The sequence below is a fragment of the Thiomonas sp. X19 genome (assembly GCF_900089495.1).
In the GTDB taxonomy this organism is placed as follows: Bacteria; Pseudomonadota; Gammaproteobacteria; order Burkholderiales; family Burkholderiaceae_C; genus Thiomonas_A.
In genome coordinates this window covers 2356261-2374935 of sequence record NZ_LT605203.1, presented here as the reverse complement: position 1 = coordinate 2374935, position 18675 = coordinate 2356261, and the positions used below count along the sequence as shown (strand labels likewise).

21 protein-coding genes are annotated in these 18675 nt (G+C 61.1%); 6 read left to right on the top strand and 15 right to left on the bottom strand.

The genetic code is table 11. The features are described from left to right. Positions 1-20 precede the first annotated feature (20 nt). From THIX_RS11375 to THIX_RS11365, 3 genes are read left to right on the top strand one after another with little or no spacing between them, the layout of a single operon-like run. Complete coding sequence (locus tag THIX_RS11375) at positions 21-479, top strand: hypothetical protein (RefSeq protein WP_112486331.1); 459 nt, start codon at positions 21-23, stop codon at positions 477-479. 36 nt (positions 480-515) lie between these two features. Continuing rightward, positions 516-743, top strand: coding sequence for a hypothetical protein (locus THIX_RS11370; RefSeq protein WP_112488318.1), 228 nt, complete (start codon positions 516-518; stop codon positions 741-743). Continuing rightward, entirely contained in the window at positions 715-1464 is a 750-nt protein-coding gene (locus tag THIX_RS11365) for a hypothetical protein (protein WP_199195280.1), read from the top strand. The genes THIX_RS11370 and THIX_RS11365 overlap by 29 nt, the downstream gene beginning before the upstream one ends. Before the next feature lie 89 nt (positions 1465-1553). On the opposite strand, the gene THIX_RS11360 is transcribed toward THIX_RS11365, so the two are convergent. Both THIX_RS11360 and THIX_RS11355 read right to left on the bottom strand, forming a co-directional pair. Then, positions 1554-2780: a hypothetical protein gene (locus THIX_RS11360; RefSeq protein ID WP_112486330.1), complete on the bottom strand. Its 1227-nt coding sequence runs from the start codon at positions 2778-2780 to the stop codon at positions 1554-1556. After that, entirely contained in the window at positions 2777-3265 is a 489-nt protein-coding gene (locus THIX_RS11355; RefSeq protein ID WP_146748524.1) for a TonB-dependent receptor, read from the bottom strand. Before THIX_RS11355 ends, THIX_RS11360 begins: the two co-directional genes overlap by 4 nt. Before the next feature lie 104 nt (positions 3266-3369). Between THIX_RS11355 and THIX_RS11350 the strand changes: the two genes are divergently transcribed. Genes THIX_RS11350 through THIX_RS11340 form a run of 3 tightly spaced genes read left to right on the top strand, consistent with a single transcriptional unit; the run spans position 3370 to position 4308 of the window. Beyond that, on the top strand, positions 3370-3624 hold the full coding sequence (locus THIX_RS11350; protein WP_112486328.1) for a type II toxin-antitoxin system HicA family toxin: 255 nt from the start codon (positions 3370-3372) through the stop codon (positions 3622-3624). Beyond that, positions 3621-3956: a type II toxin-antitoxin system HicB family antitoxin gene (locus THIX_RS11345; protein WP_112486327.1), complete on the top strand. Its 336-nt coding sequence runs from the start codon at positions 3621-3623 to the stop codon at positions 3954-3956. Before THIX_RS11350 ends, THIX_RS11345 begins: the two co-directional genes overlap by 4 nt. Positions 3957-3978: 22 nt before the next feature. Beyond that, positions 3979-4308, top strand: coding sequence for a hypothetical protein (locus tag THIX_RS11340; RefSeq protein WP_112486326.1), 330 nt, complete (start codon positions 3979-3981; stop codon positions 4306-4308). A 31-nt stretch (positions 4309-4339) separates the two neighbouring features. Here THIX_RS11340 and THIX_RS11335 read toward each other — a convergent pair whose 3' ends face one another. From THIX_RS11335 to THIX_RS11270, 13 genes are all read right to left on the bottom strand, one after another. Then, positions 4340-4531 (bottom strand): hypothetical protein, encoded by a 192-nt coding sequence (locus THIX_RS11335; protein ID WP_112486325.1) that lies wholly within the window; start codon positions 4529-4531, stop codon positions 4340-4342. Positions 4532-4542: 11 nt separating this feature from the next. Then, positions 4543-5160: a hypothetical protein gene (locus THIX_RS11330; protein WP_112486324.1), complete on the bottom strand. Its 618-nt coding sequence runs from the start codon at positions 5158-5160 to the stop codon at positions 4543-4545. Then, positions 5160-5939 (bottom strand): hypothetical protein, encoded by a 780-nt coding sequence (locus tag THIX_RS11325; RefSeq protein ID WP_112486323.1) that lies wholly within the window; start codon positions 5937-5939, stop codon positions 5160-5162. The genes THIX_RS11330 and THIX_RS11325 overlap by 1 nt, the downstream gene beginning before the upstream one ends. 71 nt (positions 5940-6010) lie before the next feature. Then, positions 6011-6736, bottom strand: coding sequence for a hypothetical protein (locus THIX_RS23005; protein ID WP_146748523.1), 726 nt, complete (start codon positions 6734-6736; stop codon positions 6011-6013). 469 nt (positions 6737-7205) lie between these two features. Then, positions 7206-7418 (bottom strand): ATP-dependent Clp protease adaptor ClpS, encoded by a 213-nt coding sequence (locus tag THIX_RS11310; RefSeq protein WP_112486320.1) that lies wholly within the window; start codon positions 7416-7418, stop codon positions 7206-7208. A 160-nt stretch (positions 7419-7578) separates the two neighbouring features. After that, positions 7579-8775 carry a DUF4352 domain-containing protein gene (locus THIX_RS23400; RefSeq protein WP_158540865.1) on the bottom strand — a complete coding sequence of 399 codons (1197 nt, stop codon included), beginning with the start codon at positions 8773-8775 and terminating at the stop codon, positions 7579-7581. A 305-nt stretch (positions 8776-9080) separates the two neighbouring features. Further along, positions 9081-10091, bottom strand: a complete 1011-nt coding sequence (locus THIX_RS11300; RefSeq protein WP_112486319.1) for a YafY family protein — start codon at positions 10089-10091, stop codon at positions 9081-9083. 86 nt (positions 10092-10177) lie between these two features. Further along, positions 10178-12268 carry an SNF2-related protein gene (locus THIX_RS11295; protein WP_112486318.1) on the bottom strand — a complete coding sequence of 697 codons (2091 nt, stop codon included), beginning with the start codon at positions 12266-12268 and terminating at the stop codon, positions 10178-10180. Beyond that, positions 12238-14088 carry a hypothetical protein gene (locus THIX_RS11290; RefSeq protein WP_158540864.1) on the bottom strand — a complete coding sequence of 617 codons (1851 nt, stop codon included), beginning with the start codon at positions 14086-14088 and terminating at the stop codon, positions 12238-12240. Before THIX_RS11290 ends, THIX_RS11295 begins: the two co-directional genes overlap by 31 nt. A 108-nt stretch (positions 14089-14196) precedes the next feature. Beyond that, positions 14197-15396, bottom strand: coding sequence for a hypothetical protein (locus THIX_RS23000; protein WP_146748522.1), 1200 nt, complete (start codon positions 15394-15396; stop codon positions 14197-14199). A 64-nt stretch (positions 15397-15460) separates the two neighbouring features. Further along, a complete protein-coding gene (locus tag THIX_RS11280) occupies positions 15461-15700 on the bottom strand; it encodes a hypothetical protein (protein WP_112486315.1) in 240 nt (79 codons plus the stop codon). Continuing rightward, positions 15697-17142, bottom strand: a complete 1446-nt coding sequence (locus THIX_RS11275; RefSeq protein ID WP_112486314.1) for a DUF2779 domain-containing protein — start codon at positions 17140-17142, stop codon at positions 15697-15699. The genes THIX_RS11280 and THIX_RS11275 overlap by 4 nt, the downstream gene beginning before the upstream one ends. A gap of 17 nt (positions 17143-17159) precedes the next feature. Continuing rightward, a complete protein-coding gene (locus tag THIX_RS11270; protein WP_233224523.1) occupies positions 17160-18659 on the bottom strand; it encodes an ATP-binding protein in 1500 nt (499 codons plus the stop codon). Positions 18660-18675 lie beyond the last annotated feature (16 nt).

The following is an 18675-nucleotide window of genomic DNA, read 5'->3' as shown; positions in this document are numbered from 1 at the left end:
GATGCAACAAAGGATATGCCATGAACACCACGAACACGATGAACCACGCAGCGACAAACACCACCCCGCGCAAGGCGCGCAATGAAACCATCCGCAACCACGGGCTTCGCCAGATTGGCGAGAGGCAGTGGCTAGACCCCGAGACCGCCAAGGCCTGCAAAACCATGCGCCTGGAAATGCTGGCATCACGCGAGCCGACGGCGCAGGAACTGGGCCTGTTCGTCTACCTGCGCGAGCCCATGCTGAAAGACCCGCATTTCCTGGTTGCTGCGTGGGAGCGCGAGCAGCCGAGGCCGGTGCTGTTCGAGCGCCACGCCACCATCGCCGCAGCGCTCAGCGCCATGCAGCAGGTCTTTCGCCGGGCGCTGGTCAACGACAACGCAACCCCGTGGTCCGAGCTGCACGGCGACGACGAGGCGTGGCGCTACGAAACCCGGTCGGCAGCCATCGAGGGTTTTGTCGGGCCGGAGTTTTATTGAGCCGCAAACCCCCGCCCCGATGCGATAATGGCCACCATGCAACACCGCCACCTCAACCACCAGGACTACACCCTGGCCGCCATCGACGACGTGATCTCCCGCGGCAAGCGGGACGATTGGGAAGACCTGCGCGCCGCCATCCTGGACGACTCGCGCCTGGCGGACAAGGTGCTGCGGGTATGCCGTCCTCACGCTGCCGAGCGCTACGCCCAGCGGCACCACTTCTGGGCGCAGTATGTCCGGCGACACGGTTTCGCTGCCTGAGTGGGAGCGCGTGCTGACGTCAGCGGCACGCTTGCAGCGCATCCTTCCCGAAGCCGTTCTCGTGGGTGGCACGGCCGCGGCGCTGTATGCGGGGCATCGGCGCTCGACGGATGCAGATCACATCCTGCCCGATCTGCGGCAACGATTCGACGCGGTTCTTGCGCACCTGGAGTCGGTCGCTGGGTGGAAGACAGCGCGGGTCCAGCGACCGGTGCAAATTCTCGGCAGCCTTGACGGCATCGAAACCGGCGTCCGGCAGTTGATCCGCGATGAACCGCTCGAAACGACGCAGGCCGAGATCCTTGGCGAAAAGCTGACCCTACCCACCCCAGCCGAGATTCTGCGCATCAAGGGTGTGTTGATCCTCAGGCGCAATGCGACCCGCGACTATCTTGATTTCGTGGCCCTGGCTGAGCACATGGGCGACGAGGCTGTGGTGGAGGCTTTGCGGCCTTTCGACCGCCTGTATCCCCAGCCGAACGGAGAGTCGGCCACACAGCAGTTGCAGATTCAGTTGAGCGATCCCCTCCCATACGATCTGGAAGAGGCTCGTTTAAGCGAGTACAAGAACCTGGCCCCGAAGTGGCGCGACTGGAACGCGGTCAAGGACGAAGCGGCACGGCTGGGCACGCTCGCCTTCGATGGCATGGCTCAGGAGCGCGATCGAACGAAAGTCCGCAAACGGGCAGGGCGAGACCGTGATCCAGGCATCGGGCGCTAAACCCAACAAGAAGATGAGCCGAAACCTCGATCTGGCGCTGCGGCGGTGAGGGTATCGCCCTGCGGCAGAAACACCCTTCGGCTTTCTGGTCAGGCCCGGTTCACCGCCGTCACCACCGCCGCACCCATGAGCCGTGCCCACATCGCCGTCGTGGCCACCTCGACACGGGGCGCTACAGCCCCGGCCGGCTCATACCAGGTGTTCGACACCCGCAGCACCACGGCAGGCCGCTGCACGAGCGCCTGCAGCCACGGCCAGGTGATGCCCTGGTCATAGCAGATCGAAGCCCAGGTGCGCACACCAGCAATGGTCTGCACCGGCTCCCACCATTGCGCCGCCGTGTAGGACTTCTCACCATCCCACGGCTTCCACATTCCGCCGGGCACAGGCACCGGCGAGGCGAACAGCACAGCATCGCCGCGCTGGCCAAGGCCCACCACGGTATTCAGATAACTCCCATCCCAATGCCTAGACGACAGCACCGACGCGCCAACCAGCCACACATCCCCAGGCCGCATCGCCGCCCGAACCTGTGCCGCCGTCCCTGGCCCCCAGGTTCCAGCCACATCCTCAGGCAGGACGACCACCAACCCCTTTGCCCCTGCTGTTGACTTTGACTTTGCTTCGGCGCGCACCACCCCATCCGCTTGATTGATCCATCGCTGGTTGCGTGCGACCTCGGCCATCACGTCATTGGTTTCGCGTCCGACATGCGTATCCACCCCAATCCAGCCAGCGGGCACGACGCGCGGCGCGTAGGCAGCATTCGCCCACATCGACACACCCGACAGCGCCACCGCCGCCACCATGGCCGCCGTGATGGCCTCCAGTGTGGATTCTGGCCTTGCCAGCACCGCCAGGGTCCACAAGGTCGACAGCCCGAGCGCCAAACCCAGAACACCTTGTCCTGGATAGAACACGCCCGCCACCGCCAGCGGCGACAGCCAGCCGAACAGCCCCAGCGGCGGCACCGCTTCGATCAGCAGCACGATGACCACACGCCAGCCGCGCGCTGCCCAGGCCCAGGGCAGGGCGAGCAGGGCGGCGGACAGCCACCAAAGTCCAACGCCGACGATCCAACCGGTGCCGAAGAAGTTCTGAACTTCACTTGGTAGCGCCGCGCCACCGATGCCAAAGTAGGCCAGCGCCGCCAGGAAGCGCCAGCGTGGGCCGTCCGCCAGCATGACGCCGATGATGAGCAAAGGCGACAGGACAACGCCGTAGGGCTTGCTGCTGAGTGTCCAGGACAGTGCAGCCACAGCGGGCAGCAGGACGGTCAGCAGGCGGCGTAGCGCACGCAATGCGGCTGGTTTCATAACGGCGCCACCAGTTGCAGACCGACGAAGCCCGAGCTGGTGGCAAGGTTCGGCACGGCCACGATGTTGACGCCCCAGCCTTGCGTAGTTCGGAGCGTGAGCAGACCCGCAGCGGCGAACGGAGAAACCGGGCTGACGTGCGCGTAACCGCTGACCAGCCCGCCGGCCAATCCCAAGCGAACCGTCAACCCGGCGGGCAGCGCCAGATGCAGCGGTGTCCAGGCGGCGAGCGCATAGGCACTGGTTCGCCGGAAGCTGTTGCGGTAGAACCCGCCAGATAGCCCGACATCCGGCGTGATCTGGTACGCAACGCCCAGACCGGGGTTGACCTGATTCAAGCTGCGGCGGGCAGCAGCTTTGTCGTGGATGCACGCCGTGGACAGGTCGAGACTGAGTGTGCCAGCGTGCGCGGCAAGTGGAGCGGTCGACAGGAGCAGCGCCGTAACGGCGGCAAGAACAGGGGCAAGACGAGAGGGGAGCTGCACGGCGATCTCCGGTGTGGTGTGGACACCGGGATATGCCGCGTGGCAGCAAAACAAATGCTTTCAATCATTGGCAGTGAGAATGCACATAGTGCTATCATTCCAAGATGAACTCAAAGCACCGCAAAACGCTGGAGGCCGTTTTTGCCAAGCCAACGACGATGACGCTGGAATGGTCCCGGATCGAAGCCCTTTTGGTCGCGTCGGGGTGTCAGGCTGAGGAAGGCCGTGGTTCCCGCGTTCGCTTCATCCGGGGCGATCTGGTGACGGTCTTCCATCGGCCGCACCCGCAGAAAGAGGCCAAGGCGTATCAAGTCGAGCAGGCCAGAGAGTTTCTTGAAAGCATTGGAGTTAAACCATGAACATCATGACGCACAAGGGCTACACGGCTCGCATTGAGTTCGATGAGCGGGACAACATTTTTGTGGGCCGGCTGCTGGGTATCCGGGACATCATCGGATTCCACGCCGACACCGTGGCGGATCTTCGTGTTGCGCTCAAGGAGTCTGTCGAGGATTACCTGGAAGCCTGTCGGAAGCTTGGCAAGCCGCCTGATAAACCAGCATCGGGCCGCATGATGCTGCGTGTGCCGCCATCGCTTCACGCTGCGGCCTTGGTTGCCGCGCAATCCACCGGGGTCAGCCTGAACCAGTGGGCGACACAGGTTCTCGCCGAAGCTGCCACCCATCGCTAACAGCCCGCCACCGGAGATCATCATGTGGACAACGATCAAGAATTCCTGGTCCTACGCCCGGCTGACGTTGCACATCGTCATCCTGCTGTCGCCCTTCGCGCTGGCGGCCTGGGTGTTCCATGCCGCCGTCAGCAACCACCTGGGTGGGACGCTGGGCGTGTTCGGCGCAGCGGCCGTGCTGCTCGTGTTCCGCCGCTGGTGGCGGCAGTGGGCTGTTCTGATCGCCGCGTTGTGGCGGCTCGTTGCACGGCTGGCCCCTGATCTGGTGGCGTTCGCCAGCATCAAGCTGCAACGGGCGCGGCGCCAGGTGCAAGGCGACTGGCGGGACTTGCAGCGCTGGGCGCGGCGATAAGCGACCAGGGGCGGCTCTGGCCGGGTTGGGTTCACGGACTGCGGCGGCGAGTTCGTGGTTCGCGCTCACAGATGTATTGCGCGCGCAACTTCGTCTTCGCGCTCATTGCAGGTTTGGGCTTGACCTCTGCGCCGTACAGCGCCAGTAACTGATCCATGCTTGCGATTGCCAGGATGGGGATGGCACAGATCTTCCATGCCGTGTTGAGCGTTTCGATTTCCATGTGATGCTCCTTTAACGCCGCCGATGGGGCACAACCGGCTCGGCGCGCGTCTGCTGGATCTGGCTCTGCATCTGCGCGATCACCGGCTGATCCCGCCATTCCACCTGCTTGCCGCCCCACCAGTAGGCCGCAATCGCCATCAGCAGCGCCGCACCGACACCGGCCGCCACCTGCCAGGAGAACAGCGTGTCAGACACCGCGCCGCGTAGCGCGGCATGGGCGGCTTCGGCATCCAGCTTGAGCACCCGGCTGCTCAGTTCAGTTTCGATGACGCCGCGAATCTCCGGCACGGCCGCTTTAGCCACAGCCTTGGCGATCTTGGCAGGGTCGATCTCCGGGGCCGGAACCTCGATCTCGGTGGCATCGATATGCCGGGCGACCGCCTTGCCCAGCCGGTCGGCATCCACTCCGCCCGTGCTCACGTTCTGGATGGCCCGCAACAGGGCTTCCTGATCGACGCGGGCCTGCTCGCGGCGGTTGGTGAACAGATAGGCCGGCAGGAAGTTCAGCAACGTGGAGTCGTTTTCGCCGATCTGCCCGGCCTGCATGATCTGCGCGATGTCAGCCGCCTGCTGGTCGCTCAGTCCATCGGGGACGAGCGCCCCGATCAAATCCTTGTACAGGCTCATCAGGCTTCTCCGTTGTAGTGCAGCGAGGGAATCGTTTCAGCGATCTTGAGAATCGACGTTCCCATGCCCGTGAATGCGCGCACATTCATGACGTCGCCCGGCCCGACCCGCAGGCCTTGCCAGGTGGTGCCGCCCTTGGCGACCTTGAACAACGGCGTGCGCCCGATGCGCTGCACCGTCAGGTCGGAGAGTTCAGGAATGGCGACCTCTTTCCAGTCGCCATCCAGGAGATCGCGGCGCACCTGCGAGCTGTTCCACATCACGAAGCGATCCTTGTCTCCAAAGAACTGATTGAGCACCACCAGGCCGTGCTCATAAGTTTTCGGAAACTCTTTCCAGCGGCGCTCAAGCTGCGAGATCGAATCCTCGGTGCGACCCATCACCCAAACCGGCACGGCGCGCAGGTACTCCAGCACGCCGATGGCCGAGCGGTCGGCTGAGAGCAAGGAACGCTCACCGATGCCTGCTGGCAGATTGATGACCACGCGAACCTCACCAAGCGCCGATGCGGCAACGGCACCCTCAAGGTCGTTCGCCAGTTCACCCCACAGGCGTGGCGCCGAGAGGTCAACCAGCATGGAGCCGAATTGGTCGCAGGTCTCATAGCCGCCTTCGCCACAGAAGTCGGGGTTGGTCTTGTCGGCATCCGCCACCATGAGTTGGCACTTGGGCAAGCCAAGTTCCTCGCCCCGCAGGTAGGTTTCCGCGAGCAGGCGCGACACCATGGTCTTGCCGACCCCGCCCTTGTCGCCATCGACGACGAATGTTTTGAGTGACATCGTGGTTCTCCATCAGGTTCATGACCGGAACGACCAGCCCTGAGTGGATATGCACTGGGGCCGCAAACCGGTCACAAGCCCTCGGCCCGACGCAGGCCGCGCCGCTGTTCCTCGGGCGAAGGAAAATTGCCGCGCACGATGCCCGCCGGGATGAGGTTGAGTTTTCCTGTGACGGGGTCGATGGTTGTCTTCGGCGGGTGGTACTGATCCGTCTGCGGATGATGAAACCAGTCTGGCGGAATGGGCTTGCCGCTTGTCTTGTCAACATGTCCAGGCCCAACCGGACCGACCGAGCCAGGCGGTGGCGCAACACCGGGCATCGGCGTCCATGGTGCAGCCCCATCGTTCTTTGCCCCTGCCATTGAGGTTGATTGTGGTGGCGCGGCGGGTGTGGACATGGGCGCGGGATGCGAGGCGGGCGGCGGTGCGACCGCAGGTGTGGTCACAGACACGACCGGCCTCGCCGCGCTCAGATCCTCGCCAAGCGCGGTCTTTTTCGGGCGATGGCCGCGAGGAAGTTTGAACTCGACGCCGATGCCGGCAAGAGTTTGTCGAAGCCCCTCAATGGCTGCGCGTCGGTCTACACCGCAGCGCCGAACCACCGATTCGACAATCAATTCCATCGGTACGCCGGCGTGGATCGTCGCGGCGATGTCATCGCGCAATCCAATGGTTTCGGCATGCACCCGAGCAATCGGGCCACCATCACGGAATCGTTTGAGGTCGCCAAGGATGAGAGCCTGGCGTGCGCTCATTCTTTCACCCTTTTGGGGTTGATTTTCAGGCTCGTCGGCCATGGCATCGCACTCTGTATTCATGATGAGTGCTTATCGAGGGGGGCCGCAAACCGCCGTCAAGGCTTCGTCGAGGCCACGTCGAGGTCGCGTCATGCCTCAGTCAGTGCCACGGGATGGCCTCGTCGAGGCTTCGTCAGCCCCTTGTCACTGCTCCGTCACTGCCTCGTTTTCAATCCCGCCATGCCGAACACTCAAGAAAGAAGTGCAGGGTAGGGGGCCGTGGTCACAATCCTCGAAACCGCCCGCGCTTCGCTTGCCGGTTTCTGCGTTTGTGCCCCCGTCCCCACCTGCTCAGGCTCCGCCCGAGACCCGAAAAGCATCGTTCTCGGCTGCGCCTTGAACGCCAAAAACACCAGCACCCTCGCGGGGTGCCGGTACAAATCAAAGGCGGGGACAAGGGATAACGGGTTCCCGGATCTACAACTCGGAGCAGGTGCTTGGCGGCGTCAATAAGCAGCACCCAGTAGCCTCAAGCATCCCGCACTGAGAACATCAACTGCGGACATCCCTCGGTCTCGGCCACCCGATCACACACGTTGCTCTTGGCCTCGATGACCTCCCTGCTGGCTGTGAACACGTCAGCCGTGCCCTCCCGATGCGCCTGCAGGGCAATCTGGCGGATGATCTGGATGGGAAAGTTGAATGTCCGCCCCAACACCGCCCAGACTTGCTGAAAGCTCACATCGCGGTGTTGTGGATCACCAGTGTTTTCATGGCAGGTCGTTGCACGCCAGCGACGGCCCGGCTCGTTCCAAAAATTTCCATGCTCCGCTCCTGTTGAATCAGCCCGTCAAGGCTATGGTTGCAGCGCCAAGTCTGGCGAAAACTGGCCGTCCTGCCCCCTACGGCTGAGACTGTGCTGAAACGCTGGCCGGGGCCGTTGGTGATGCCGTAGTCTGTGAAGCGGATGCAACTGGCGCAGCGGGCAATGCAGGTTCAGATGCTGTGCTCGCCGCACCCATGGGGGCCGAAGACACCGCCGGTTGGATCGAAGCACGCGCTACCGCCTGCACACTCGGTTTGACAGGGGCGCTTGCCTGCGTCGACGACAACGCTGGGAAGCGCACGATCACGTCCTGCCCATCCACACGCACCTGAATCGTCCAGGTGGCGGGGTTGAACTGTGTCGAGCTGACTTCGAACACGTCACCATCGGTCAGCGTGATGCCGGGATTCACGTCGCTGAGCGCCTTGGCGCTGGCATGGATTTGCGCGGCATAGAAGCTGGACGCCTCCAGGTCGGCGTCGTAGCGATGGCCTTGCGCATCGAGCAGATGCACACTGGGCACGGCGAACGCGGAGACCGGCGCCTGGGAGCGATTCGTGTAGCGCCAGGCGACCGCCACATACTCGGCGCCAGCGGGGGCCTTGCTGGTGAGCAGGTCGCCCACGCTGTGCACCACGGAGGCTGAAGTGATGGTGACGTGGAAGGTCTGGGTGGCGAATGTCTCCCCCACCTGAAACGCCTGGGGCGACGAAGCCGCTGCGGCAGGTGAGGACGTTGACTGTGCCGGTACTGGTGACCGCGCTGGTGCCGATGCTGGCGTCAGCGAACCATGCCCGCCGCCACCCCGCTTGCTCTCGATGCCGATGGCCATTAGGGCGACGATGGCCACGGCAACGACGGCAGCCACAGCGCCCAGCACTTTCCCCAGTTTGCCGCGTCGCCGCGTGGGGATGGCCGAGGGCGCGAGGGTGGTTCCGGCAGGCTCCGGTTTGGTGCCGAGCGTGGCGAGCACACCGCCCACCAGCGCCAACACCATGCAGATGGCCACCATGGTGCCGCCGAGGATGGCACCGCCCAGCGCGCTCAGCGTCAACAGCACGCCGACCGTGCGGGACCGTGCTCCCAGGCTCACCGCCCCGAAGATGATGCTCAGGAACGAGAACGCCAACCCGCCCCAGCCCAGACCGATGATGGTACCCGCCCCGCTCGCCTGGAACGCACCGCCCACCCCGCCAATGAACAAGGTGACCAGCGCGGCGAACACGCCAAACACGCCACCGATGATGCCCAGAATTCCCCCTGCTTTCTTCATCCCCAACTCCTGTGGTTGCGACAACGAACCGCGGGGTGCGTGCTGGATTCACCGGCCATCGATCAATGCGTCGCCCGGCCTTTCGCAACGCCACATCAGGCGCGAAAGTGGTCAGACAAGCTTCGATACAGACCGGCGGTGCAAACAGCCCTCCGCGATGGATGACTGCATTCTGCGCAGGGTGTGCGACAACATACGTCGCGCAAAGGGAGGGGGTTGCGCTGCGTCACAACGCCGCACAACAAGGGGAAACACAGGGGCAATGAACGAGACGCCGAAACCGGACAACGGCCCGGCGGGCGCACTCAAACCCCGTACAACGCCGCCGCCTCGGCGATGCGCAACGTCAGATCGGCGCGCAGTGCAGCGGGGCTGAGCACCACGGCCTGATTGGCATGGCTCAGCAGCCACCAGCGCAGTTGCCAGGTGTCCTGCACGGTGGCGTTCAGGGCACAAAAGCCGTTCCAAACTTGACCCAGGCTTTGGTCTTCCGACAACGGCGTTTCGCGCAGGATTTGCGCCAGGGCCACATCGACACGTGCTTTGAGGCGAATGGTTTGGCCAGCACCGAACTGCAAGGCGCCGGAGGCGATGTAAGCGTCCAGATCAAACCCGGCAGGCGCTTGCGCGATCTTCTCCAGCACCTCGGCGCTGCGCATGCGGTGCACGGCGTAGGTGCGGATATCGGGGTAGTCGAATGCCGTGGCCACCAGATAGCTCACCGGCCCGCGCTGCACCAGGGCCAGCGGATGCAGGGTGTAGAGGGTGGCATCGGTTTCGCCCGCGCGCTGGTAATGCACCTGCACTTGCCTGTCTCCCAGCAAGGCCTCCTGCACGGCGTCGAGCACGCCGGGCATGACTTGCGGCGGCAGCAAGGGCAGACTGGCAGGAACCGTCCGCACCTTGCGCGCCCAGCGCGCCTGCGCATTGCTCGGCGCCAGTTCCGCCAGTTTGTCGCGCGCTTGTTGCAAGCGTGGCTCCAAGGCACGAAGCAAGGCGGAAGGCAGCAGCGGGCGCAACTGGTCTTCCACCAGGCGCAGCGACAAGGCGTCCCCCAGACTGACGCCGGGCAGGTTGAGCGACGCCCCTTCCATCCAATGCCAGCCATAGGGCATGCGTTCGTCGTTGCAGGTGAAGCCGAACAAGCGCGAAAGCTCGTTCAGATCACGCTCCACCGTGCGCTTGGTCACGTCGTAGCCCAGATCGCCGAGTTTGCCCGTCAACTCGGCGGCGGTGATCCCCGGCGGGCGCGGCGGCAGCAGCTTGAGCATCTCCCATTGGCGGGCCAGAGTGTGATTGGCTTCAGCGCGCGGCATGGTGCTGTCCGCGTGCTGCCAGATTCATGTAGTGCACAACGTCAGGACTAGAGGGATGGAAAAATGTCATCTGAATAAGTCGGAGGTTACTTGCCTGCTACACAGAGCTTTTTATTGTTCGAACAGAGTCTGCTGTCCGCCTCTTTCAAAACGGAATCCGCAAAGCTTTGTTTGGCACTGCTCGTGTCGCTGTCGAGAGTCGGCACGCCGCCAAGCAGTATTCCAAAAGCATCAATGCGTCTACGCATGATTTCCGTAGCTTTTTCATCCCGGGTACCTTTGAACATGGGATAGGCGTAACGTATCGGCTGTTGAGTCACCGCAGCCCACGAACCGACGCGGCGGATGCGTCCGTTGCGCTGGATAGTGCGCACCGGGCTGGGGTCAAGTTCATAGTGAATCAAGTGGCGACAGCAACGATGCAAGTCGACGCCCTCGCTCAAGCGATCAGTTGCGACGAGAACATCTGGGCCGAACGGGCTGTTGAAGAGCGCGAGCACGATATCGGGCTGGCCGGTGTAAAGCGTTTCCAGCGATTCGCCCTGGTCGTCTTGATCCCATGCGCCCATTGCCCGAAAGCCTTCATCCAGCCTTCCGGGGAACCGCGAGCCAAAGCAGGCTTTTCCGATGGAGTTCAACACTGCTCGGGTGGACTTCGACTGCTTGTCAAGAAGCGTGTCACTCAATCTCCTCGCAGCATCGCGGATCGTTGGCACGTCTTTGGCGGAGTGACGTGGCCTCGTATTTTCGAATTGTTTGGCAAGTTCTTCCGCGGTGCGCGCCGGTTCGCCAATCCAGGTAGTCAATTGGGCACGCAAGCCAGGCGAGCAGAACCAGTCGATCAACGGGTTTATGAGTGAATCCTCATTTGGCAGCAGCGTCAGCTTCCATGCTTCCCTCCACACTTCCTCGGATGGGCTGTCACAGGGAACGACAGTTCTCAGACCGATTTCGAGCGCGCCAAGCAATTCGCTAGCGGTTGCGCGATGGTGGCAGAACACCAGCACTTTTTCGCCTCCATCAATCACCGGTCGGATCGCTTCGCATACAGCAGCAATCTTCGGATGGGGATGTGTCTGTTTTTTCAGCGATTCCTGCGCTGATCTGATGTGCTCGTGCAATGCATCATCAGCACGGGCCGATACCCGCTTGGCGGCGCACGCCAGTTCAATTTCAATGTGCTGCCAACCGACGTGAAAACGCGGGTCGTTGCGACGTTCGCCTTTACGCTCTGGCGCCAGTTGAAGAATACGGTCCACCCGCAAAAGAAGCTGAACGTCCTCGTCTGAAGCTGGTGGTGTTTGAATCTCCCATGATTCCCCGATCTCACCATAATGTTTCTTCTCGCTAGGCAGATCTTCCACGCTATGGCGAATGATGTAGGTTTTTATTTCTTCGATCGCCTTTTCCGCTGCTTGGACAAGGCGGGCGGCTTCGCCTTTTGCGTCGTGGCCATCGCCCAAGGTGTAGAGACGTTCCAGATCGTCCGCATACCGTGTCACGGCATCAAAATTCGTCGCGCCGACGAACTTCAGCAAGCTGACAAGTTCTTTGATGCGGATGCTGAATGGCGTGGCTGTGAGAATCAGCTTGCGCTTGGCACTGCCGCCAAGTTTGTTCAGGGCATCGCTAAAAGCGCTTTCTTCGCCTTTCGCGCGGTGTGCCTCATCGATGATCATCAGATCACATCCCGTTTTCTGTTCGCGATTCGTGTGGCTTTTCACCAGGTCAAAGTGCGTCGTGACTTGAATCCTGCCATCATGCAACCTCTTGACACTGCCCTGCTTGCCCTGCTTGATCCGGTCCGCGCTCGCGCCTTTGATGTCTTTGAGCTTCTCTGCCCAGTCTTCGAGCTCCTTTGCCCAGCGTCGCCGAAGCACATCGTTGGGGGCGTAGATGCGCACGCGTTTGCCCTGGCAGGCGACCGCCCAAGCGACAAGCGCACCAACGGTTGTTTTGCCTAGGCCGACATCATCGGCCAAGAGCACGCCCCGCCCATCCTGCATGCATGTGAGGATATGTTTGGCTGTTTTGAATTGGCGCTTTAATGGCTCAAGCTTGAGCTTGAGCGAGCTGTCGCTGTTGATATAAGCATCGGGTTTGTCGAGAAAGCGCCATTTCCGCCCGTCGAGTTTGAGGTCATCCATCAGGTTTTTTCTTTGAGGTTGAGACGCCATTCCAATTCCTCTGCAACGAGCCTATCGGCTGCTTCAATGCTGCGTGCGAAGTAGGCCTGCAGTGCCCGGCCGTCCGCATACACAGACTCGTACGATATAGGGTCGTTTTCCGCGTCAGTCAGGACATTTTGCCACGCATCGACAATTCCGAATCCCTTGCGTGCCACTGTCAACGCCATTACCGAGTAGTCAGCAGGCTGCGCTGCAGAACCATGGGACTTTGGGTTGCCAGGTCTGATTGCCAAGCTTTCCTCGGCGTCTAACCCGCCATAACGCTGCAGCAGAAACGAATCGCGCAGCTTCTGTTCAGCGTCGGGATCGAGGTCGGTTTCGGGTAGTGGGGTCTTCTTGAACTCTTCCGATGGCCGAAGATCAAGGACATTGACCTCAAGGATCGAATTCTCTTGCGTGAACCGTGCGTAGTGCGGCGTATTTTCTGCGTCATTCCACGGAAATGAACCAACGCCATCCATGATCGCTACTGGTTTCTCGACCGGGGCCTTGCTGAAAAATAGAGAGGCTGTGATTTTTGTATCCGGGCTGGAACTGCGGACGTGCAGAGTAACCACCTCGTCTTTCCAAATCGCTTCTGCCCACTCCAATGTTGACGTGCTTTCATCCTCATCGGATTTGTCAACATAACAAGGCGGATCGGACGTATCGAAGGCTTTGTCGATCGATTTGATTGCAGACCAATCGGTCTGGACAACCACGCCAAGCTCGAAGTTGCGTGGGGCCGTCTTTCCACATCCCCATGCAGCAGCGCTCCAATTGGCTGAGGTTACCAGCAGATAAAAGTTGCGTTGCCTGGGTTTGCGCAGCAGGTACAGCTTCGCATGACTCCATCGCTCATCTTCCTTGCGGTGTTGTTCGCTGAGCCAAGGCTCAGCCGGAATGCGCTGGATTTTCACGCGATTGGCCAGGAGTTTTTTACACGCTGACTCTGTCAGGGACCACCCCGGCCTTGCCGCCCATGGATGGCTTTGGGCGATCCACTTCAAATGCAGCTTGTCGGGGCTAACGCCTGCATCGTCACTCCAAGCCTTGATGGTTTTATCGTTCCATTCGCCAATCGTCGGCGTGAGGATGTGCATCTCGCTCGGGGTGAACTGCTTGAGCTGTTTGGCCGCACTTTTGCCGCCAGGGGTACTGACAATGAACGTTACGTCATCGGGGCATTTCGCACGATCGAGTGCGCCGATGAGTCGCTTAAGACGCTCGTTGGCCGTATCGCCAGCCGATTCTGCGAGCGCACTGAGGAATGGCACGAGCTCGCCCCAGGTGGCTGTTTGCTCTGTGGTGTTCAGAGGTACCGTCACCTGCCAGCCGGCTTGCACCTGATGTTTGAATGCAGACTCGGTGAGATTGGTCGAGGAGATGTGCAGTTCAAGTTGATCAACGGCCCCCTTGAACTGCCAGTGAAATGCCCACAATTTGGCATGCTGGACGGCACGTTCTTCGGCACCGACCGTGAAGTGGCTAACGTAACGCCACAGCCACGGGTATTGCGAAGTCTCACGCTCCCCGCGTGGGGGCGACGTGAGTATGGTGATTCGGTTGCGGAACGACTCAAGTGTTGTTCCCAGTTCGCCAAAAAACAGTTTGCGTTCCTTAACCTCCAGCGACAGCGAGTTGTTCATGCCTAATAATGAAGGCAGCAGATGTTCCACCAGCAAACCCTCATCGGGCAGGTCGAAGGCGGTCATCCACGCCTCTTTGAGCCGCCCTCCTTTCGGCGCAGCCGGAAGAACTTCTTTCCAGTCTGGATCATTCATCGTCTGCTTCCTCATCGCCGGAATCTTTTGGGACGATTGCGTCATATGCATTTCTCATGTCACCGACACCACACTGTGCTGCCAGACGCACTAGGGGAAGCAGTCGAAAGCGGTAGGCAGACGCTGAAATACCGTTGTCGGCAACGAGCGGCTTTAGCTTGTCATCCTGAATGCGGAACCAGCGCCGCCCCCCCCATATTCTTCGTGGTGTAGAGACAGGGCACGAATTTGATCGGTGGGCGTCTTGGCTTTTGATAAAGATTCGGCAAGCGCTGTCACTACGTCGTGTCCTTTCGGGAAGCCGCTTTGTTGATTCGACTTCAGCCACGCACACCATTCACGGCCTGCCTTAAGAAGTGGTTCCAGCCCGTTAGATTTCATAGACCCGGCGATGGAATCGATGGTCGGCGTCTGGCTGTCTTTGTTTTGGTTGATCTGAATCCACATCGCGCGCATTGCATCCATTGCCGCGTCAGCGAAGCGCGTGAATGCTGGGAGAGAAGAGAGAGTGTCTGGAAAATTTTTAGCGAGCACATCGCAAATCTCGGCGTGTGTCTTTGCGTTTTCCGCACGGGCAACAATTTCCGCCATCTTCAAACGCGTTGAGTCCTTGTCGAATATCGCAGCGCGGAGGATCTTGCGTTCCTCATTTGGCAATAGTTCAAGGATGGCTTCGTTGGGCGTCGGAAGAAATTGCCTGGATGATTTGCAATTCCAATCTTTCCAGCCATTTTCGACCCAGTAACGAGCTTCATTACCAGACCAACTCCCCCATCTAGTGCTTTTAAACTGTTCTTGTTCAAGCTGCGCGCTCTTGGGAAGATTCTGGTTGACAAGTTTTGCGAGCTTTTGCCCCTCGTCCCCAAGTGTCCATCCGTCGCCCGTCGTCAGCCCCGGCATGCTGCGCAACGCAACGCGGTAGACCCCGTATGTGCCGATTTGCCGATAGCGCCGAAATTGATCGGCCGACATTGTGAAGTTTGCTGGGCGTTTGCGCTCTTTTAGATTGAGCCAGCGCTGCACACCTCTTTTGCCGCGTAGCTGACCAGTAGTTTGTCCTGACTCAAGCGTGCGAGCGACCCACAACAGTTCAAGCGGGCGCAGCCATGCGTAGCGCGCCTTCTGGCCGTCGCGCGTTGAGAGATCGCCCCCTCCGGCCTTGCGCCAGGCAACCCCCGACCATTGCAAACACCACGAAAGGATCGCTATCCAGCGTGCATCCGAGGTGCCATTGCTCAGGCCAGGAGCGATCAGGTCTGCGAAATGGTCTGCGATTAACCGAAACCCGAGTGCATCGCCACGCCGGATCGGGACTGGATCCCAAGGGGCAGTGAAATACCAGTTTTCATTCATTGATTTTTTGATCCGAAAAGGGCATTGAGAGTCGTCCGGTCGATGTATCAATCCGAGGAGTGCGTCACGAGAGTTTGGCGCGTTCTGCTTCAAAGGCGGTTAGGCGTCCCATGATGAAGGCATAAGCATCGGGCAGGTTCTGGGTGAAATACAGCGAATCCGTCCCCGAAAACACATGAAAGCCGGACGACACCTCTTCATAGAAAGTGTCTCCCTTAATGCCCTTGCATGCGGAGTACGAAATGATGTTGTAGATGACGAATCCGGCGGTACCGCCGATGGGTTTGAGAGTAAAGTGAATCATCGTAAAAACTCCACCACCCGCACCATCGCCAGCGTATCCCGCTCGCAATAGGCTAAAAGCGACTTGCGCTTGGATTCTCTCTGATCAGCGTCGATTTTCTGCGACAAGATGTGTCGAAACGCCTCCTGCGCCATCATGCCGCCAGCCACCTCCAGATCGTCATACGCCAGATCCGGAGCAATGGTCGGCAGCACATCCTTGATTGACCAGGAGCCCCTCATGTCGGGGTGGTAGTAGTGCTCGCGGACGAGAGGCCACAAATCGACCATGCGGCCAATGAGTTTTTGAATCTTGGTGGCGAGTTGGGGATACATCTCGGCCAGTTCTCTTAACCGGCTCTTCTCGAAGGTTTGATTCCACACCAGCACGGGGCCGGTTTTGCCCACGGCGTCAAGCAGGGTGCGGATGAATTTCGGACGGGGATCATCATGACCTTCCGCCAGAAACGCTTGATGTTCCACGCTGCCATCAGCCTGCTGAATATGGCACGACCACTGGAAGGGAACCTGCTGATAGGGCCGGGTTCCGGCCCACAGCGGAATGGCGGGGTTGAGGGTTTCGAAGTCGATGTAAATGCGTGGGTACGGCAAAGCGCGCAGGGTTTCGCGAAGCGAAGCGTCGATATAAGGCTTGCCGCTGCGGGTGGCGGCCCACACGCGCACATGGCGTGGGTTGGTGAGGCGTGCTTGGGGCACGTCGCGCAAATCGGCATAGCCCTCGGCCTGAAGTTGTGCCACGAGTTTGCCGCCATGCGGAAGGATGTGGACCGGGTAGCCCTCCTGAGGCAAGATGCAATGGGCCTGGAACGGACAGGGAAAGGGATCGGTGCATTGCGCGCCGGGTTCAATCTTTGGCTCCCGTTTCATGCTCAACGTCTTGCGCGCGGCGTCGATCCACTGGGGCACCTGGGGTTGCAACGCGGCCACGGCGTCGGACTGGTGTTGTTCGATCAGCAGTCCGTCGTAGTTGTCGCCTCCGGGATAGACGAACGCGGTGTTGATGTGGGCAATGCCCTCGCCGCACAGCGGCACCCCGGCCTGACGAAACACCCAGCTCTGGATGGCGGCGTCTTCCACCTGATTGTCCTTCACACGGGCCGAGGATTTGACCTCCACCATGCGCCAGCGCCTCCCCTGGGGAATGAGCACGTCGGCCTGCACCAGCACGCCCGCGTGTTGCACCGTGGCTTCGAAGATTGGGCGGCGGGGTTTGGCGGCCAAGGCCAGCGTGGTCTGGTGCAGGGCTATGCGCAAGTCTTTGATGTCGATGAGAACGCCGTCGGGCACCAGGCTCTGGGCAATGGCGCCGACCTTGTGGCCGGTCTCCATGGCAGCCTTGGTCGCCGTGTCGTCCAAGAGGTCGCGGCGGTTGACGGTCAGCCACAGCCGTTTGGGGCATTGGCGGTTGCTGGTAATGCGGGATTTGCTCAGACCGTGCGACATGTTGTGCTCCGAAGTGTTCAAACGAAACCAATGGCTGCCTTGTGGCCCTGCTTGAGGGCGCATTCGGCACTGAGCGCCTCCACCAAACTGCGTGCGCTGACCATCGGTTGGAAGCGGTGGCAACGAATCACGGCGGCAAAGTCACCCGGCGTGAGCAGACCCAGTCGGTCAAGATGCTTGCGCAAGCCGGGCTCGGGCGACGGCAGATCAAGATGGCTGCATTGACGCCGCAGCAAGGCCCAGGCTTGCTCGGGAGTGAGGTAGTCGAAGCGGGCCTTGAGGTCGAAGCGGCGCAAGGCGGCTTCATCCAGGTCATCCATCAGGTTGGTGGTGGCGATGAATACGCCGGAGAAGGCTTCCATTTGCGTGAGCATCTCGTTCACTTGCGTGACTTCCCAGGAATGCGTAGCCCCACGCCGCTCCTGCAGGAAACTGTCCACCTCGTCGATGAGCAGCACCGCGCCATCACTCTCGGCTTGCTGGAAAGCCTGCGCGATGTTTTGTTCGCTCTCGCCCAGCCACTTGCTGAGCAGGTCGGAGGCGCGCTTGACCAGCAGGGGACGATCCAGCCGCCGGGCCAGCCAGCGAGCGTAGGCGGTCTTTCCTGTTCCTGGTGGGCCGTACAGACACAGGCGGGCACTGCCGGCCTGCTGGATGCCGGCAGCCATGGCGGCCAGATCCGTGTCGGCGTGGATGAAGGCGGGGTCGTAGGTGTCCGGCANGGCCCACACGCGCACATGGCGTGGGTTGGTGAGGCGTGCTTGGGGCACGTCGCGCAAATCGGCATAGCCCTCGGCCTGAAGTTGTGCCACGAGTTTGCCGCCATGCGGAAGGATGTGGACCGGGTAGCCCTCCTGAGGCAAGATGCAATGGGCCTGGAACGGACAGGGAAAGGGATCGGTGCATTGCGCGCCGGGTTCAATCTTTGGCTCCCGTTTCATGCTCAACGTCTTGCGCGCGGCGTCGATCCACTGGGGCACCTGGGGTTGCAACGCGGCCACGGCGTCGGACTGGTGTTGTTCGATCAGCAGTCCGTCGTAGTTGTCGCCTCCGGGATAGACGAACGCGGTGTTGATGTGGGCAATGCCCTCGCCGCACAGCGGCACCCCGGCCTGACGAAACACCCAGCTCTGGATGGCGGCGTCTTCCACCTGATTGTCCTTCACACGGGCCGAGGATTTGACCTCCACCATGCGCCAGCGCCTCCCCTGGGGAATGAGCACGTCGGCCTGCACCAGCACGCCCGCGTGTTGCACCGTGGCTTCGAAGATTGGGCGGCGGGGTTTGGCGGCCAAGGCCAGCGTGGTCTGGTGCAGGGCTATGCGCAAGTCTTTGATGTCGATGAGAACGCCGTCGGGCACCAGGCTCTGGGCAATGGCGCCGACCTTGTGGCCGGTCTCCATGGCAGCCTTGGTCGCCGTGTCGTCCAAGAGGTCGCGGCGGTTGACGGTCAGCCACAGCCGTTTGGGGCATTGGCGGTTGCTGGTAATGCGGGATTTGCTCAGACCGTGCGACATGTTGTGCTCCGAAGTG

Excerpts from the sequence above, each read along its gene's own strand:
- THIX_RS11370 (WP_112488318.1), top strand. The coding sequence starts at position 516 with ATGCAACACCGCCACCTCAACCACCAGGACTACACCCTGGCCGCCATC.
- THIX_RS11275 (WP_112486314.1), bottom strand. The coding sequence starts at position 17,142 with ATGTCGCACGGTCTGAGCAAATCCCGCATTACCAGCAACCGCCAATGC.
- THIX_RS23005 (WP_146748523.1), bottom strand. The coding sequence starts at position 6,736 with ATGGCCGACGAGCCTGAAAATCAACCCCAAAAGGGTGAAAGAATGAGC.
- THIX_RS11330 (WP_112486324.1), bottom strand. The coding sequence starts at position 5,160 with ATGAGCCTGTACAAGGATTTGATCGGGGCGCTCGTCCCCGATGGACTG.
- THIX_RS11290 (WP_158540864.1), bottom strand. The coding sequence starts at position 14,088 with ATGACGCAATCGTCCCAAAAGATTCCGGCGATGAGGAAGCAGACGATG.
- THIX_RS11350 (WP_112486328.1), top strand. The coding sequence starts at position 3,370 with ATGAACTCAAAGCACCGCAAAACGCTGGAGGCCGTTTTTGCCAAGCCA.
- THIX_RS11375 (WP_112486331.1), top strand. The coding sequence starts at position 21 with ATGAACACCACGAACACGATGAACCACGCAGCGACAAACACCACCCCG.
- THIX_RS11360 (WP_112486330.1), bottom strand. The coding sequence starts at position 2,780 with ATGAAACCAGCCGCATTGCGTGCGCTACGCCGCCTGCTGACCGTCCTG.
- THIX_RS11325 (WP_112486323.1), bottom strand. The coding sequence starts at position 5,939 with ATGTCACTCAAAACATTCGTCGTCGATGGCGACAAGGGCGGGGTCGGC.
- THIX_RS11335 (WP_112486325.1), bottom strand. The coding sequence starts at position 4,531 with ATGGAAATCGAAACGCTCAACACGGCATGGAAGATCTGTGCCATCCCC.
- THIX_RS11300 (WP_112486319.1), bottom strand. The coding sequence starts at position 10,091 with ATGCCGCGCGCTGAAGCCAATCACACTCTGGCCCGCCAATGGGAGATG.
- THIX_RS11340 (WP_112486326.1), top strand. The coding sequence starts at position 3,979 with ATGTGGACAACGATCAAGAATTCCTGGTCCTACGCCCGGCTGACGTTG.
- THIX_RS11345 (WP_112486327.1), top strand. The coding sequence starts at position 3,621 with ATGAACATCATGACGCACAAGGGCTACACGGCTCGCATTGAGTTCGAT.
- THIX_RS11365 (WP_199195280.1), top strand. The coding sequence starts at position 715 with ATGTCCGGCGACACGGTTTCGCTGCCTGAGTGGGAGCGCGTGCTGACG.
- THIX_RS11295 (WP_112486318.1), bottom strand. The coding sequence starts at position 12,268 with ATGGCGTCTCAACCTCAAAGAAAAAACCTGATGGATGACCTCAAACTC.
- THIX_RS23000 (WP_146748522.1), bottom strand. The coding sequence starts at position 15,396 with ATGAATGAAAACTGGTATTTCACTGCCCCTTGGGATCCAGTCCCGATC.
- THIX_RS23400 (WP_158540865.1), bottom strand. The coding sequence starts at position 8,775 with ATGAAGAAAGCAGGGGGAATTCTGGGCATCATCGGTGGCGTGTTTGGC.
- THIX_RS11280 (WP_112486315.1), bottom strand. The coding sequence starts at position 15,700 with ATGATTCACTTTACTCTCAAACCCATCGGCGGTACCGCCGGATTCGTC.